Annotated in this window: 11 protein-coding genes; 5 read left to right on the top strand and 6 right to left on the bottom strand. The window is 71.1% G+C overall.

Features of this window, described 5'->3' with window-relative positions; translation table 11 throughout:
* Positions 1-325 precede the first annotated feature (325 nt).
* The 4 genes from G3I40_RS14080 to G3I40_RS14065 all read left to right on the top strand — a co-directional run bounded on the left by G3I40_RS14080 (position 326) and on the right by G3I40_RS14065 (position 5,867).
* On the top strand, positions 326-3,382 hold the full coding sequence (locus tag G3I40_RS14080; protein ID WP_203644033.1) for a glycoside hydrolase family 3 N-terminal domain-containing protein: 3,057 nt from the start codon (positions 326-328) through the stop codon (positions 3,380-3,382).
* Positions 3,383-3,465: 83 nt separating this feature from the next.
* Complete coding sequence (locus tag G3I40_RS14075) at positions 3,466-4,257, top strand: polysaccharide deacetylase family protein (RefSeq protein ID WP_203644037.1); 792 nt, start codon at positions 3,466-3,468, stop codon at positions 4,255-4,257.
* Positions 4,258-4,324: 67 nt separating this feature from the next.
* Positions 4,325-4,756 (top strand): SRPBCC family protein, encoded by a 432-nt coding sequence (locus G3I40_RS14070; protein WP_164302499.1) that lies wholly within the window; start codon positions 4,325-4,327, stop codon positions 4,754-4,756.
* Between the two features lie 85 nt (positions 4,757-4,841).
* Entirely contained in the window at positions 4,842-5,867 is a 1,026-nt protein-coding gene (locus tag G3I40_RS14065; RefSeq protein WP_164302498.1) for a saccharopine dehydrogenase NADP-binding domain-containing protein, read from the top strand.
* A gap of 38 nt (positions 5,868-5,905) precedes the next feature.
* Here G3I40_RS14065 and G3I40_RS14060 read toward each other — a convergent pair whose 3' ends face one another.
* The 6 genes from G3I40_RS14060 to G3I40_RS14035 all read right to left on the bottom strand — a co-directional run bounded on the left by G3I40_RS14060 (position 5,906) and on the right by G3I40_RS14035 (position 14,096).
* A complete protein-coding gene (locus G3I40_RS14060) occupies positions 5,906-7,084 on the bottom strand; it encodes a glycoside hydrolase family 6 protein (RefSeq protein WP_343244925.1) in 1,179 nt (392 codons plus the stop codon).
* A 267-nt stretch (positions 7,085-7,351) separates the two neighbouring features.
* Positions 7,352-8,500 carry an XdhC/CoxI family protein gene (locus tag G3I40_RS14055; RefSeq protein WP_164302497.1) on the bottom strand — a complete coding sequence of 383 codons (1,149 nt, stop codon included), beginning with the start codon at positions 8,498-8,500 and terminating at the stop codon, positions 7,352-7,354.
* Positions 8,501-8,543: 43 nt separating this feature from the next.
* Complete coding sequence (locus G3I40_RS14050; protein ID WP_164302496.1) at positions 8,544-10,001, bottom strand: NCS2 family permease; 1,458 nt, start codon at positions 9,999-10,001, stop codon at positions 8,544-8,546.
* Between the two features lie 213 nt (positions 10,002-10,214).
* Entirely contained in the window at positions 10,215-12,614 is a 2,400-nt protein-coding gene (locus G3I40_RS14045) for a molybdopterin cofactor-binding domain-containing protein (protein WP_164302495.1), read from the bottom strand.
* A 4-nt stretch (positions 12,615-12,618) separates the two neighbouring features.
* Positions 12,619-13,197 (bottom strand): (2Fe-2S)-binding protein, encoded by a 579-nt coding sequence (locus tag G3I40_RS14040; protein WP_164302494.1) that lies wholly within the window; start codon positions 13,195-13,197, stop codon positions 12,619-12,621.
* The gene (locus G3I40_RS14035; protein ID WP_164302493.1) at positions 13,197-14,096 is read right to left on the bottom strand and encodes a xanthine dehydrogenase family protein subunit M; all 900 of its coding nucleotides are present in this window, start codon (positions 14,094-14,096) and stop codon (positions 13,197-13,199) included. The genes G3I40_RS14040 and G3I40_RS14035 overlap by 1 nt, the downstream gene beginning before the upstream one ends.
* 272 nt (positions 14,097-14,368) lie before the next feature.
* Here G3I40_RS14035 and G3I40_RS14025 point away from each other — a divergent pair.
* A partial coding sequence (locus G3I40_RS14025) for a PucR family transcriptional regulator ligand-binding domain-containing protein (protein ID WP_203644031.1) occupies positions 14,369-14,866 on the top strand: 498 nt, incomplete at its 3' end.

Below are 14,866 nucleotides of genomic sequence, written 5' to 3'. Positions count from 1 at the left end.
CGCCCGGGGTCCGGCGGCATCGCCGGAGGCGGGCCGAACGCGCCGCCTCCCGCGGGCCCCGCGGGCCCGCCGCCCCCGCTCTGCTCCGCACCACTGTCGGACACGTCCCCCGGCCACCTCATCGCGGTCCCCCAACCGTCAGGCGTCACACCCCGGTGGACACGATCCGGGGCGGCGGCGGGCCTGTCAATCAGGCGCGTGGCGTCAACTGCCTTTACGTTCCGAAGACTTGACGGCCCCACGGCACCGTCTTTAACTCAACCCTTGAATTAAGCACGGCCGGACGCACCACCATCACCCGTGACAGGACCATCGGGAGGGCACCTTGCGTCACACCATTCACACCCGTGCACCAGGTCGCAGGAGACGGGCAGCCCTGCTCGCCGTCTCGGCGCTCGCCGCCGGACTGCTGCCGCTCACCACCGCGGGACCGGCCTCGGCCGACGACCCGGCCCCCGTGCCCGTCGACCGGTTCGAGGGCGAGGTGCCCTTCGCGGCGCAGCCCGCCGAGGGCCTGTTCCCCTGGGGCGGCGACGCCGACGACAATCCGACGCTGGAGCTGAAGGACCGCGCCGACGCACCCGAGGGCGCCAAGGTCCTCGAAGGCTCGTACGACATCAACGGCTACGGCGGCTTCAGCCACGACTACGCCGCCGATCAGCCGGCCCACGACTGGTCGGCCCACAAAGGCATCCGCCTGTGGTGGTACGGCGACGGCTCCGGACGCAGGATCCCCTTCGAGATCAAGGACGGCGGCGCGCACGGCGAGGCGTCCGAGCTGTGGAACACCTCGTTCACGGACGACTTCACCGGCTGGAAGCAGATCGAGCTGCCGTTCACGCAGTTCGCGTACCGCACGGACTACCAGCCCGTCGGCGGCATCGACCACGTGCTCGGCCTCGACAGGATGTGGGGCTACTCGCTCACTCTCCCGGTCGGGGTGAAGGGCCAATTCGCCCTGGACGACGTCGAGTTGTACGGGACAGCCGATCCGGCGCTGCGCGCACAGGTGTCGACGGACGCCGCCGTCTACCCGGTGAAGGAGGGCGGCTCGGCCCGCGTGAAGGTGTCGGTGACGACGACCGGGAACGTGCCGCTCGCCGACGACGTGAGCGTCGCGTACGCCACCGACGGCGGCACGGCGACGCCCGGCTCCGACTACCGACCCGTCACCGGCAAGGTCACCTTCCCCGCGGGCACCGCGTCCGGCGCGTCGCGCACGGTCTCGGTCGTCACGTCGAAGGACCGCGAGCGGGCCGAGACCGCCGAGACGATCCCCCTCGCGCTCACCGTCACCGGCGCCAAGCCGCCCGCCGAGACCCCGCAGGTCGTCATCGACGCCCACGGCCTGCCCTACCTCGACGCGAAGCTGCCCGTGAAGAAGCGGGTCGCCGACCTCGTCTCGCGCATGTCCCTGGAGGAGAAGGCCGGTCAGATGACCCAGGCCGAGCGCGGCGGCGTGGGCGCGGGCGCCGACGTCACCGGCTACGACCTCGGTTCGCTGCTCTCCGGCGGCGGCTCGACGCCGACGCCCAACACGGCCGAGGCGTGGGCCGCGATGATCGACGGCTTCCAACTGCGGGCGCAGGCCACGCGGTTCCAGATCCCGCTGATCTACGGCGTGGACGCGGTGCACGGCCACAACAACCTGCCCGGCGCGACGATCATGCCGCACAACATCGGCATCGGCGCGAGCCGCGATCCTGGACTGGCCGAAAGGACAGGGGCGGTGACCGCCTCCGAGGTGCGTGCCACCGGCGTCCCCTGGGACTTCGCGCCCTGTCTGTGCGTCTCGCGCGACGAGCGCTGGGGCCGCTCCTACGAGTCGTTCGGCGAGGACCCGGCGCTGGTGAAGTCCATGGAGACGATGATCCAGGGCTTCCAGGGCCGCGCGGACGGCGGCGACCTCGACCGCGGCGACAAGGTGCTCGCCACGGCGAAGCACTTCGTCGGCGACGGGGGCACGGCGTACGGCTCGTCGACGAACGGCACGTACACCATCGACCAGGGCGTCACGACGGTGACGCGGCAGGAGCTGGAGGCGGTGCACCTCGCGCCGTTCGGCGAGGCCGTCGACCGGGGCATCGGCACGGTCATGCCGTCGTACTCCTCGCTCGACGTCATCGGCGACGACCAGGGCCCGGTGAAGATGCACGCCGACGCCGCGATGATCAACGGGGAGCTGAAGGGCAAGCTCGGCTTCGACGGCTTCGTCATCAGCGACTACAACGGCATCGACCAGATCCCCGGCGACTACGCGAGCGACATCCGCACGTCGGTCAACGCGGGCGTCGACATGGTCATGGCCCCGTACGCGTACAAGGACTTCCGTGACGGCCTGGTCGCCGAGGCGAAGGCGGGCCGGGTCACCGAGCGGCGGATCGACGACGCCGTGTCGCGCATCCTCACCCAGAAGTTCAGGCTCGGGCTCTTCGAGAAGCCGTATGCGGACACGTCACGGATCGGCGACATCGGTTCGTCCGCGCACCGTGCCGTGGCCCGGCAGGCCGCGGCCGAGTCCCAGGTGCTGCTGAAGAACTCCGGGAACGTGCTGCCGCTGAAGAAGTCGCAGAAGGTGTACGTCGCCGGGTCCAACGCCGACGACCTCGGCAACCAGACCGGTGGCTGGACCATCACCTGGCAGGGCGAGTCCGGGAAGCACACGGACGGCACGACGATCCTCCAGGCGATGAGGAAGGCCTCCCCGGGCACCGCGGTCTCCTACTCCGAGGACGCCTCGGCGCCGACCGCCGGATACGACGTGGGCGTGGTCGTCGTCGGCGAGACCCCCTACGCGGAGGGCGTCGGCGACGTCGGCAACGGCAACGACCTGGAGCTGACCGCGGCGGACAAGGCGGCGGTGGACAAGGTCTGCGGCGCCATGAAGTGCGTGGTGCTGACGGTGTCGGGCCGGCCGCAGCTGATCGGCGACAGGCTCGGCGAGGTCGACGGGCTCGTGGCCTCCTGGCTGCCGGGCACCGAGGGCGACGGCGTCGCCGACGTGCTCTACGGCAGGCGGCCCTTCACGGGGCAGCTCCCGGTCACCTGGCCGAAGTCGCAGGCGCAGCTCCCGATCAACGTGGGCGACTCCTCGTACGATCCGCAGTTCCCCTACGGCTACGGGCTCACCACCCTGACGAAGGTGCCGGGCGGCGGCGCGCTCACCCTCAAGGCGCTCGCGCTCGCGGCGCGGTACGTGCACGACGCGACCGCCGGGCGCGCGCTCGTCGGCAAGGGCCGGCTGATCGTCCAGCAGCAGGCGGGCGCCACGGTCACGGCGGCGTGGGCGAAACCCTTCGCCGAGGCCGACCAGCTGTCCCTGCGCGGCGACTACGCGGGTGCGCTCAACAAGCTCCAGACTGCCTACAAGGAGGCCTCCTGACAGTAAAGCCGCAGGCCAACTAGCTACACACATGGTGTATAGCCACTGTGTATAGTGCCTGCATGCTTGCCGCACATGAGAAGATGATGAAAATGCGGAACGGGTTCCGTGCGGTCGCGGCCCTCGCGATCGCCGGAACCCTCTCCGTCGCCCTGAGTGGCTGTACGCACTACGACACGACGAAGCCGAGCGCCGCGCGCAAGAGCCCGGCCGCCGCCGACGCGACGTCCGGCGGCGCGCGCTCCGTCGGGGCGTTCGGCACGGTCGACTGCCGGCACGCCAAGTGCGTCGCGCTCACCTTTGACGCGGGTCCGAGCGCGAACAGCCCGCGGCTGCTCGACATCCTCAAGGACAAGAAGGTCCCGGCGACGTTCTTCCTGCTCGGCAGGAACCACATCGCCAAGCACCCGGACCTGGTCAAGCGCATGGCACGCGAGGGGCACGAACTCGCCAGCCACACCTGGGACCACAAGATCCTCACCGACATCGGCGACGCCCAGATACGCGACGAGTTCCGGCGCACCGACGACGCCGTGGAGAAGCTGACGGGCAAGCGCCCCACGCTGATGCGTCCCCCGCAGGGCCGCACGAACGACCACGTCGGCGCGCTCGCCAAGAAGGAGGGGCTGGCGCAGATCCTGTGGGACGTGACCTGCAAGGACTACACGACCGACGACTCCGCCCTGATACAGAAGCGTGCGGTCGCGCAGACCAGGCGCGACAGCATCATCCTTCTGCACGACATCTACAAGGGCACGGTCCCGGCCGTCCCCGGCATCATCGACGCGCTCAAGCAGAAGGGCTTCGTCTTCGTGACGGTGCCGCAGCTGCTCGCCCCGGGCAAGGCGGAGCCGGGGAAGGTCTACAAGCCCTGAGGGCCCGCCCCCGACACACCTGGCCGATTGCGGCACGGCTCGCCGGGTGGCGGCCTACGCTCGCGGCGTGGCCCATGTCCGGATCGTCCGCGAGACCCCGCTGTCCGTCGCCGAGGCGTGGCGGCGCCTGACCGACTGGGAACGGCACGGCACGGTCGTGCCCCTCACCCGGGTCACCGTGACGACGCCGGCGCCCTCGGCCGCGGGCACGGTGTTCGTGGCCCGTACCGGGTTCGGCGGTCGCTTGGGCTTCGACGACCCGATGGAAGTGGTCGCCTGGCAGCCGCCGCACCGCTGCCGGCTCGTCAAGCGCGGCCGGTTCGTCACCGGCTGGGCCGAGTTCGAGGTGCGGGCGCTCGGCGCGGGCGGGGCGCGGGTGGAGTGGCGCGAGGAACTGCGGGTGCGCGCGGTACCCGGCGCGCTGGACCCGGTGCTCGCGGTGGCAGGGCGATGGATGTTCGGCCGTGCGGTGAACGGGCTGCTGCGGGACGGGAGTTGACGGGCCGGACAACTCCTCGGCAACACGGATGAGTTGTACCTTGTCCCCTTCGGTCCCACTCCTCCGTACGGAAGTGAGAGCCCTGATGGCCATAGCCGTCTACGGCGCCACCGGACACACCGGGCGCCTCGTCACCGCCGAACTCCTCGCCCGCGGCCAGGACGTGATCCTCGCCGGCCGCAGCGAGCCGGGCCTGCGCTCCCTGGCCGCCGAACTCGCCGCACCGGACCGCGTCGCCGTGCACGTGGCGCCGATCGACGACAGCGCCGCCCTGCGCCGACTGGCCGAGCGCGCCGACGCGTTGAACCACTGCGCGGGCCCCTTCACGACCACCGGCGCCCCGGTCGCCGCCGCGGCGGCCGCGGCCGGCATCCCGTACGTCGACCACGCCATCGAGCCGCACCCGGTCAAGCACCTCTTCGACGCGTTCCAGAGCACGGCCGAGCGCAGCGGGGCCGTGCTGATCCCGCAGATGAGCTTCTACGGGGGCCTGGGCGACCTGCTCGCCTCGGCGGCCGCCGAGGGGCTGTCCGAGGTGGACAAGGTCACCGTCGGGTACGCGGTCAGCGGCTGGCGGATGACGCAGGGGGCGGTGAACACCGCCAACCTCCTCATCGGCGAGATCGACCGCGTCAGTTTCGTGGACGGGGCGCAGCGCGTCGGCCCGGTGGAGATCCGCAACTCGGTCTTCCCGTTCCCGCCGCCGGTCGGTCCGCGCACCACGCTCGTGCCGTTCCCCTCCGGGGAGGTCGTCACCGTGCCGCGGCACGTGCCGGCCCGGACGGTCGAAGTGCAGCTCACCTCCTCGACGTTCGAGGAGGAGCAGATCTTCACCAGCGTCGACGCGAGCCCCGAGGAGCGGGCCCGCACCGAGTTCACGGTCGCGGTCCAGGTGCTGCGCACCGGGGGCGGCGGCGTGAACGCGCACGTGCGGGGCCGGGACATCTGGCGGGCCGGAGCGCTGGCCTCGGTGGAGGCGGTGCTCCGGCTCACCGGCGGCGAGGGTCCGCGCAAGGCCGGGGTGTTCAGCCCGGCGGAGTCGTTCCCGGCGGGGCCCTTCCTCCGCTCCCTCGCGGAGCAGGGCGCCTTCGAGGCCGTCCTGCCCGACTGAGCCGCCCCCCTTCGCGCTGCCCCCCCTGCGCAACTCCCTTACAGAAGCGGCGGGTTGGCGTACCGCACCAACTCCCGTGCCTGCTGCGGGAACCACTCCCCGGCCTTCGGGTCGAGGGTGCCCCGTTCCGGGTCCTCGGGACCCTGCGTCCCGCGCAGGCACAGCCCGTCCGACTCCCCCGGCGTCTTGATCCACAGCCGCGCGTCCTGCAGGGGGTCCCCGGTGCGCAGCGTCGGGCGGGCGCCGAGGCCCCGGTCCGGCGGGTTGCACCAGTCCTGCGGGTCGGTGTACTTCCCGGCGGGCGGGGTCCACGGGCCCCGCCCGTTGCGGCTGGAGTCGGTCACGAAGTGCGCCATCCGCGACGGGGGCACGTGGACGTGGGCGTCGAGCCAGGCCTGCGCCTCGGCCCGGGGCGCCGACTGGGACGGGCAGTCAGCGGCGTCCCCGCCCCCGCCGACGTAGGCGATGCACGACGAAATGAGCTTGCCGTACCAGGAGTTGGCGTCGTCCGTGTTGTAGTTCGAGGCGTTCGTGTAGAAGCCGGAGGCGCGCAGCACGCCGCCCTTGACCAGGCGCGGCACGATCGAGCCGACGGCGTGCCAGCCGGGGTGCCCGGTGTCGAGATAGACCTTGGTGCCGCGCAGCGGTTCGAGCCGGTCGACCGCGTAGTTCACCTCGGCGTACCGGGCGGCGGTCTTCGTGCCCTCGGCGTCGTCCTGTCCGCAGTCGGCGGGCAGCAGGGCCAGCGCGTCGGGCTCCAGGACGACCAGGGCGTCGCGGCCGCCGATGCCGCGGGCGACGGCGTCGATCCAGGCCTGGTACTCGGCGGTGTTCGCGGCGCCGCCCGCGGAGTAGTTGGCGCAGTCGCGCCCGGGGATGTTGTAGAGCGCGAGGGCGGGCACGGACTCGCTCCGGGCCGCGTCCCTGACCACGTCCCGGGTGAGCCGCTCCACCTCGGCGGGGCTCTGGTCACCGAACCAGACGGTCTGCGGGGTGGCGATCATGGCCGTGATGCGGGCGGCGTCCTGGTACTGACGGTCCCGGACCAGCCCGACGATCTGGCGCACGGCGTCCGGGTTGGGGTCCGGGGTGTAGAGGCGGGGCGCATGGCCGACGTCTTCGGCGCCGTCGGCGACGGGGCCGCCGAAGAACACCATGGCCAGGGCGACGGACAGTGCTGCTATGCCAGTTGAGGCACGTCTGAGGGGACCTCGCACGGGTTCACTCCTGGGTCGCACGGTCACGGACGGACTTGCGGGAGCGCTCCCACGGCAGGATCGTGGCCCGTCGCACCAGCGTCAAGGGTCCCTTCAGGAACGTCCGCGCGAAATCGGCCGCGAGGGGCCCGAGTCAGGGCCCGGCCCGTGCACAGGCATGCGCGCTCTGCCCGCGGCGCCGGTGGCCCGTGCCGGGTGACCGCGCCAGGCCGCCGCCGTGGTGCGGCGGCACCACGGCGGCAAGGGGAACGGAACGACGGGCGGCGGTCAGGCCACCGACCCGATCCTCCGCGTCGCCCCGGCCTCGTGATGGATCGGCGTGTGCGCCCCGGTCAGGGACACGCCGCTGCCGCCCCGCCGGTTCGCCACGATCTCGCCGGCGATGGACAGGGCCACCTCCTCCGGCGTACGGGCGCCGAGGTCGAGGCCGATCGGGGAGCGCAGGCGGGCCAACTCCAGTTCGGTGACGCCGACTTCGCGCAGGCGGTCGTTGCGGTCCAGGTGCGTGCGGCGGGAGCCCATGGCGCCGACGTAGGCGACCGGGAGGCGCAGGGCGAGCTGGAGCAGGGGTACGTCGAACTTGGCGTCGTGCGTCAGGACGCACAGCACGGTCCGGCCGTCGACGTCCGTGCGGTCGAGGTACTTGTGCGGCCACTCGACGACGATCTCGTCGGCGTCGGGGAAGCGGGCGGCCGTCGCGAAGACGGGGCGGGCGTCGCAGACGGTGACGTGGTAGCCGAGGAACTTTCCCATCCGCACGAGCGCGGACGCGAAGTCGATCGCGCCGAAGACGATCATCCGGGGGGCGGGGACGGAGGACTCGACGAGCAGCGTGAGCGGTGCTCCGCAGCGCGAGCCCTGCTCGCCGATCTCCAGGGTGGCGGTGCGCCCCGCGTCGAGGTAGGCGAGTGCCTCGCCGGCGACCGTGCGGTCGAGTTCGGGGTGGGCGCCGAAGCCGCCCTCGGACGAGCCGTCGGGGCGCACCAGCAGGGCGCGGCCCATGAGTTCGGCCGGTCCGGACACGATCCGCGCGACCGCCGCCGCCTCCCCCGTGGCGGCGGCGGCCAGCGCGGCCGCCAGCACGTCCCGTACGGCCGGGTTCGCGGCGCGTACGGGCGTGACGAGGATGTCGATGACGCCGCCGCAGGTGAGTCCCACGGCGAAGGCGTCGTCGTCGCTGTATCCGAAGCGTTCGAGGACCGGTTCCCCGTCCTCGAGCGCCTGTTGGCACAGTTCGTAGACCGCGCCCTCCACGCAACCGCCGGAGACCGAACCGATCGCCGTGCCTTCGCCGTCGACGGCGAGTGCCGCGCCGGGCTGCCGGGGCGCGCTGCCGCCGACGGCCACCACGGTGGCCACGGCGAAGTCGCGTCCCTGCTCGACCCACCGGTTGAGTTCCTCGGCGATGTCCAGCATGTCTCGGTCTCCTTAGCGGTTACGAGGATCGAAGCGGTCGGCGTCAGTGGACGCCCATCCAGCTCTCGATCGGATTGAGGGCGAAGTACACGAGGAAGATCACCGTCAGGCCCCACATGAAGGCCCCGATCTCCCGGGCCTTGCCCTGGGCGATCTTGATGGCGACCCAGGAGATGACGCCCGCGGCCACACCGGTGGTGATGGTGTACGTGAAGGGCATCAGGACCACGGTGAGGAACACCGGGATCGCGGTGGCGCGGTCGGCCCAGTCGACGTGCCGGGCGTTCATCATCATCATGGCGCCGATGACGACCAGGGCGGCGGACGCGACCTCCTGCGGGACGATCGCGGTGACCGGCGTGAAGAACAGGCAGGCGGCGAAGAACAGGCCGGTGACGGCGGAGGCGAGACCCGTGCGGGCTCCCTCGCCGACGCCGGTCGCCGACTCGACGAAGACGGTCTGGCCGGAGCCGCCGGCGACGCCGCCGATCGCACCGCCCGCGCCGTCGATGAACAGCGCCTTGGACAGGCCCGGCATGCGGCCCTTGTCGTCGGCCAGGTTGGCCTCGGTGCCGACGCCGATGATGGTGGCCATCGCGTCGAAGAAGCCGGCCAGGACCAGGGTGAAGACGATCATGCCGACCGTCATCGCGCCGACCTCGCCCCAGCCGCCGAACTCGACCTTGCCGAAGAGCGAGAAGTCCGGTGTGGAGACGGCGCTGCCGTGCAGCTCCGGTGCTCCGTTGGCCCACTGCTTGGGGTTGATCACGTCGAGCGCGTTGAGGATCATCGCGACGACCGTGCCGGTGATGATGCCGATCAGGATCGCGCCGGGGGTGTTGCGCGCCTGCAGCATGAAGATCAGGAGGAGCGTGCCCGCGAAGAGCAGGACGGGCCAGCCGGCCAGTTCGCCGGTCGCGCCGAGCGTGAGCGGGGTGGCCTTGCCGACCTGGACGAAGCCGGACTTGTACAGGCCGATCAGGGCGATGAACAGGCCGATGCCCATGGTGATGCCGTGCTTGAGCGCCAGCGGGATCGCGTTCATGATCATCTCGCGTAGGCCGGTGACGACCAGGAGCATGATCACGACGCCGTACATCACGCACATGCCCATGGCCTGCGGCCAGGTCATCTCGGGGGCGACCTGCGAGGAGATCACACCGGAGACGGAGAGTCCGGCAGCAAGGGCGAGCGGGACCTTGCCGACGAAGCCCATCAGGAGCGTGGTGAACGCGGCGGCGAAGGCGGTCGCGGTGATCAGGGCCTTCTGACCCAGGGTGTCACCGGCGGAGTCCTTGCCGGACAGGATCAGGGGGTTGAGCAGCAGGATGTACGCCATGGCCATGAAGGTCGTGACGCCACCGCGCACTTCGCGCGCGACGGTGGATCCCCGGTCGGATATGTGGAAGTACCTGTCGAGCCAAGACCTGCCGGCGGGCTGGCGCGAACCCGCGCCCGCCTCGGATGCGGCGGTCTTCGGCTCCACTGACTGCTGGGTCATGGTGCCTCGTTTCCCAAGGTTCAAAGGGGCACCCGCGCACTGCTGGAAACCGTGCGGGATTTGGGATGGCTGCACGACCCGGGGGACGGCCCGAGACGGACTGCTCTGAAGTGCTCCGGACGGTGTGGGCTGGGGAAGTGTGACGTTCCTGGGAGGCACACACCGTCCGGAGTCGAAGGGCGGGGGCGAGCGGCCCCCGCGTTCCCGACGTGGTTACGCCGGAGCGGTACCGGTCAGGTGCTCGGGCCGGACCGGAGTCCGGTCGAGCTGGAGCCCCGTCGCGTTCCGGATCGCCGCGAGGACGGCCGGGGTGGACGACAGGGTCGGTGCCTCGCCGATACCGCGGAGCCCGTACGGGGCGTGCTCGTCGGCGAGTTCGAGCACGTCGACCGGGATGGTCGGCGTGTCGAGGATCGTGGGGAGGAGGTAGTCCGTGAAGGACGGGTTCCTGACCTTCGCGGTGACGGGATCGACGACGATCTCCTCCATCACCGCGATGCCCATGCCCTGCAGGGTGCCGCCCTGGATCTGGCCGACGACGGACAGCGGGTTGAGCGCCTTGCCGACGTCCTGGGCGCAGGCCAGCTCGATGACCTTGACCAGGCCGAGCTCGGTGTCGACCTCGACGACGGCGCGGTGCGCGGCGAACGAGTACTGCACGTGGCCGTTGCCCTGGCCGGTGACCAGGTCGAAGGGGACGGTGGGCCGGTGGCGCCACTCCTCCTCCAGCTCGACCGCCTCGCCCTCCAGGACGTCGACGAGGTCGGCGAGGACCTCGCCGCCGTCGGTGACGACCTTGCCGCCCTCCAGGAGGAGTTCGGCCGTGGCCCACGCCGGGTGGTAGGTGCCCATCTTGCGGCGCCCGATCTCCAGGACCTTCTCGCGCACCAGCTCGCAGGCGTTCTTGACGGCGCCGCCGGTGACGTACGTCTGACGCGACGCGGACGTCGAGCCGGCCGAGCCGACCTGGGTGTCGGCGGGGTGGATGGTGACCTGCGCGACGCCCAGTTCGGTGCGGGCGATCTGCGCGTGGACGGTGATGCCGCCCTGGCCGACCTCCGCCATGGCGGTGTGCACGGTGGCGACGGCCTCGCCGTTGATGACCTCCATGCGCACCTTGGCGGTGGAGTAGTCGTCGAAGCCCTCGGAGAAGCCGACGTTCTTGATGCCGACCGCGTAGCCGACACCGCGGACGACGCCCTCGCCGTGCGTGGTGTTGGACAGACCGCCGGGCAGCTGGCGCACGTCGGAGCCCTCGCTGGACTCCCACTGGCGCTCCATCGGCAGCGGCATCGCCTTGACGCGGCGCAGCAGTTCGGCCACCGGTGCGGGCGAGTCGACCGGCTGTCCGGTCGGCATGATCGTGCCCTGCTCCATGGCGTTGAGCTGGCGGAACGCGACCCGGTCCATGCCCACCTCGTCGGCGAGCTTGTCCATCTGGGCCTCGTAGGCGAAGCACGCCTGGACCGCGCCGAAGCCGCGCATCGCGCCGCAGGGCGGGTTGTTCGAGTACAGCGCGATGGCCTCGATGTCGACGTCGTCGATCACGTACGGGCCGACCGACAGCGACGAGGCGTTGCCGACGACGGCCGGCGACGCGGAGGCGTAGGCGCCGCCGTCGAGGACGATCTTGCACTTCATGTGCGTGATCTTGCCGTCCTTGGTCGCCCCGTGCTCGTAGTAGAGCTTCGCGGGGTGGCGGTGGACGTGCCCGAAGAACGACTCGAAGCGGTTGTAGACGATCTTGACCGGCTTGTCGGTGCGCAGGGCCAGCAGGCAGGCGTGGATCTGCATCGACAGGTCCTCGCGGCCGCCGAAGGCGCCGCCGACGCCGGAGAGCGTCATGCGCACCTTGTCCTCGGGCAGGCCGAGGACCGGGGCGATCTGCTGGAGGTCCGAGTGCAGCCACTGGGTGGCGACGTACAGGTCGACGCCGCCGTCCTCGGACGGCACGGCGAGCCCGGACTCGGGGCCGAGGAAGGCCTGGTCCTGCATGCCGAAGTAGTACTCGCCCTTGACGATGAAGTCGGCCTTCTTGGCGGCCTCTTCGGCGTTGCCGCGCACGATCGGCTGGCGGTGCACGATGTTCGGGTGCGGGACGTGGCCGCTGTGGTGGTCGTCGCGGTTCTCGTGGACGAGGATCGCGTCCGGCGCGGTGGCGCTCGCCTCGTCGGTGATGACGGGCAGCTCGCGGTACTCGACCTTGATCTTCGCGGCGGCGCGGCGCGCGGTCTCCGGGTGGTCGGCGGCCACGAGGGCGACCGGCTCGCCGTGGTGGCGGACCTTGCCGTGCGCGAGGACCGGGGTGTCCTTGAACTCCAGGCCGTACGTCTTCACTTCGGTCGGCAGGTCGTCGTAGGTGAGGACCGCGTAGACGCCGGGGGTGGCCAGCGCCTCGCCCGTGTCGATGGAGACGATCTCGGCGTGCGCGACCGTGGAGCGCAGGATCTGCCCCCACAGCATGTCCTCGTGCCACATGTCGGACGAGTACGCGAACTCGCCGGTGACCTTGAGGGTGCCGTCGGGGCGGAGCGTGGACTCGCCGATGCCGCCCTTGGTCGGTGCTCCCTGCGTGACGTTGAACGGGATACCCGTCGTACGTGTGTCAGCCATCGCCTCAGACCCCCTCGGGTGCGGACTGGCGGGCCGCAGCGAGCCGGACCGCGTCCATGATCTTCTCGTAGCCCGTGCAGCGGCACAGGTTGCCCGAGAGCGCCTCGCGGATGTCCGCGTCGGACGGGTTCGGGGTGCGCTCCAGCATCTCGTCGGCGGCGACCAGCAGACCCGGCGTGCAGAAACCGCACTGGACGGCGCCGGCGTCGATGAACGCCTGCTGGATCGGGGCGAGTTCGGTGCCCTCACCGGTCTGCGAGTCGGTGCCCTTGGCGGACCAGCCCTGCGCCTCCTGGAGGGTCGTGCCGCTCTCGTCGTGCCCGCAGGTGCGGTTCTTGGCGAAGTCGGCGAGGCCCTCGACGGTGACGACCTCGCGGCCCTCGACCTGTCCGGCGGCCACCAGACACGAACACACCGGTACGCCGTCCAGGCGGACGGTGCACGAGCCGCACTCGCCCTGCTCGCAGGCGTTCTTCGAGCCCGGCAGGCCCATGCGCTCGCGCAGGACGTACAGGAGGGACTCACCCTCCCAGACGTCGTCGGCTTCCTGCTTGCGGCCGTTGACCGTGAAATTGACGCGCATTACGCGACTCCCTCCGTGCGGGCGGCGGTGCCGCGGTAGGACTCCCAGGCCCAGGTGAGCGTGCGGCGGGCCATGATGCCGACCGCGTGGCGGCGGTACGAGGCGGTGCCGCGCACGTCGTCGATCGGGTTGCAGGCGGCGGAACACAGGTCCGCGAACTGCTTGGCGACCGACGGCGTGATGATCTTGCCGTTCTCCCAGAACCCGCCCTCTTCCAGGGCGGAGTTGAGGAACTCCTCGGCCGCCTTGGCGCGGACCGGGGTCGGCGCGGCGGAGCCGATGCCGGTGCGCACGGTGCGCGTCCCGGGGTGCACAGCGAGGCCGAAGGCGCACACGGCGATCACCATGGCGTTGCGCGTGCCCACCTTCGAGTACTGCTGCGGTCCGTCGGCCTTGGGCAGGTGGACGGCGCGGATCAGCTCGTCCGGGGCGAGCGCGTTGCGCTTCACGCCGGTGTAGAACTCGTCGATCGGGATCATGCGCGAGCCGCGTACGGACTCGACCTCGACCTCGCAGCCGTGGGCGAGCAGCGCCGGGTGGGCGTCACCGGCCGGGGAGGCGGTGCCGAGGTTGCCGCCGACGCCGCCGCGGTTGCGGATCTGCGGCGAGGCGACCGTGTGCGAGGCGAGCGCCAGGCCCGGCAGCTCGGTGCGCAGCTCCTCCATGATCGTGGTGTACGGGACGGAGGCGCCGAGCCGGACAGTGCCCTGTGGACCCTCGCCCATCTCCCACTCGCTCAGCTCGCCGATGCGGTTGAGGTCGAGGAGGTACTCGGGCCGGCGGTGGTCGAAGTTGATCTCGACCATGACATCGGTGCCACCCGCAATCGGCACAGCTGTGGGGTGCTCGGCCTTCGCGGCGAGCGCCTCCTCCCAGCTGGCGGGGCGAAGGAAGTCCATGAGTGGCTCTCTTCATTCGTGTTCGTGGTTCGTGCGATCAGTTCGAGCCATGGATGTGCGGATCACGGGGGCTCGTTCATGTGCTGTTAACGCGGAGTGGGCTCAGTACACCGCCCGGTGCTCCACCAGGGTCAGTCACGGAAACCATGAAGGAGTTGGCTGACCAACACAGGTGTCTTGTAGATTCGTATGAACGGAGAACATCAGTAACCTCTTCGTTTTCCTGCAGAAACCCAGGAAACAGTTCGAGACAGATCGGCGGCGACGACGACATGCGGCTGCGCGCATTGCTGGACACGGACGCGCTGGGCCTCAGGCTCCTCGGCGGTGACGAGGAGCTGGACCGCACGGTCCGTGGCGTCATGACGACGGACCTGCGGGATCCCAGCCGCTATCTGTCCGGGGGCGAGCTGGTCCTCACGGGCCTCGCCTGGCGCCGGGACGCGGCGGACGCCGAGCCCTTCGTACGGCTGCTGTCCACGGCGGGCGTCGCGGCCCTGGCGGCCGGTGAGGCCGAGCTGGGCGCCATCCCCGAGGACCTGGTGCAGGCCTGCGCCCGGCACCGGCTCCCGTTGTTCGCGGTGAACGAGTCGGTGGCGTTCGCGACGATCACCGAGCACGTCGTGCGCCAGGTCTCGGGCGAGCGCGCCGGCGATCTGGCCGCGGTCGTGGACCGGCACCGGCGCCTGATGACGTCTGGCCCCGCGGGCGGCGGCCCGGACGTGGTCCTGGACCTGCTCGGCAGCGACCTGGACCTGCGGGCCTGGGTG

It is taken from the genome of Streptomyces sp. SID14478 (assembly GCF_010548525.1).
Classification (GTDB): domain Bacteria; phylum Actinomycetota; class Actinomycetes; order Streptomycetales; family Streptomycetaceae; genus Streptomyces.
This window is presented reverse-complemented; position numbering and strand designations above follow the sequence as displayed.

Bases quoted from the DNA above. Each gene is read 5' to 3' on its own strand.
- G3I40_RS14045 (WP_164302495.1), bottom strand. From the start codon at position 12,614: ATGGCTGACACACGTACGACGGGTATCCCGTTCAACGTCACGCAGGGA.
- G3I40_RS14050 (WP_164302496.1), bottom strand. From the start codon at position 10,001: ATGACCCAGCAGTCAGTGGAGCCGAAGACCGCCGCATCCGAGGCGGGC.
- G3I40_RS14075 (WP_203644037.1), top strand. From the start codon at position 3,466: ATGATGAAAATGCGGAACGGGTTCCGTGCGGTCGCGGCCCTCGCGATC.
- G3I40_RS14040 (WP_164302494.1), bottom strand. From the start codon at position 13,197: ATGCGCGTCAATTTCACGGTCAACGGCCGCAAGCAGGAAGCCGACGAC.
- G3I40_RS14065 (WP_164302498.1), top strand. From the start codon at position 4,842: ATGGCCATAGCCGTCTACGGCGCCACCGGACACACCGGGCGCCTCGTC.
- G3I40_RS14055 (WP_164302497.1), bottom strand. From the start codon at position 8,500: ATGCTGGACATCGCCGAGGAACTCAACCGGTGGGTCGAGCAGGGACGC.
- G3I40_RS14035 (WP_164302493.1), bottom strand. From the start codon at position 14,096: ATGGACTTCCTTCGCCCCGCCAGCTGGGAGGAGGCGCTCGCCGCGAAG.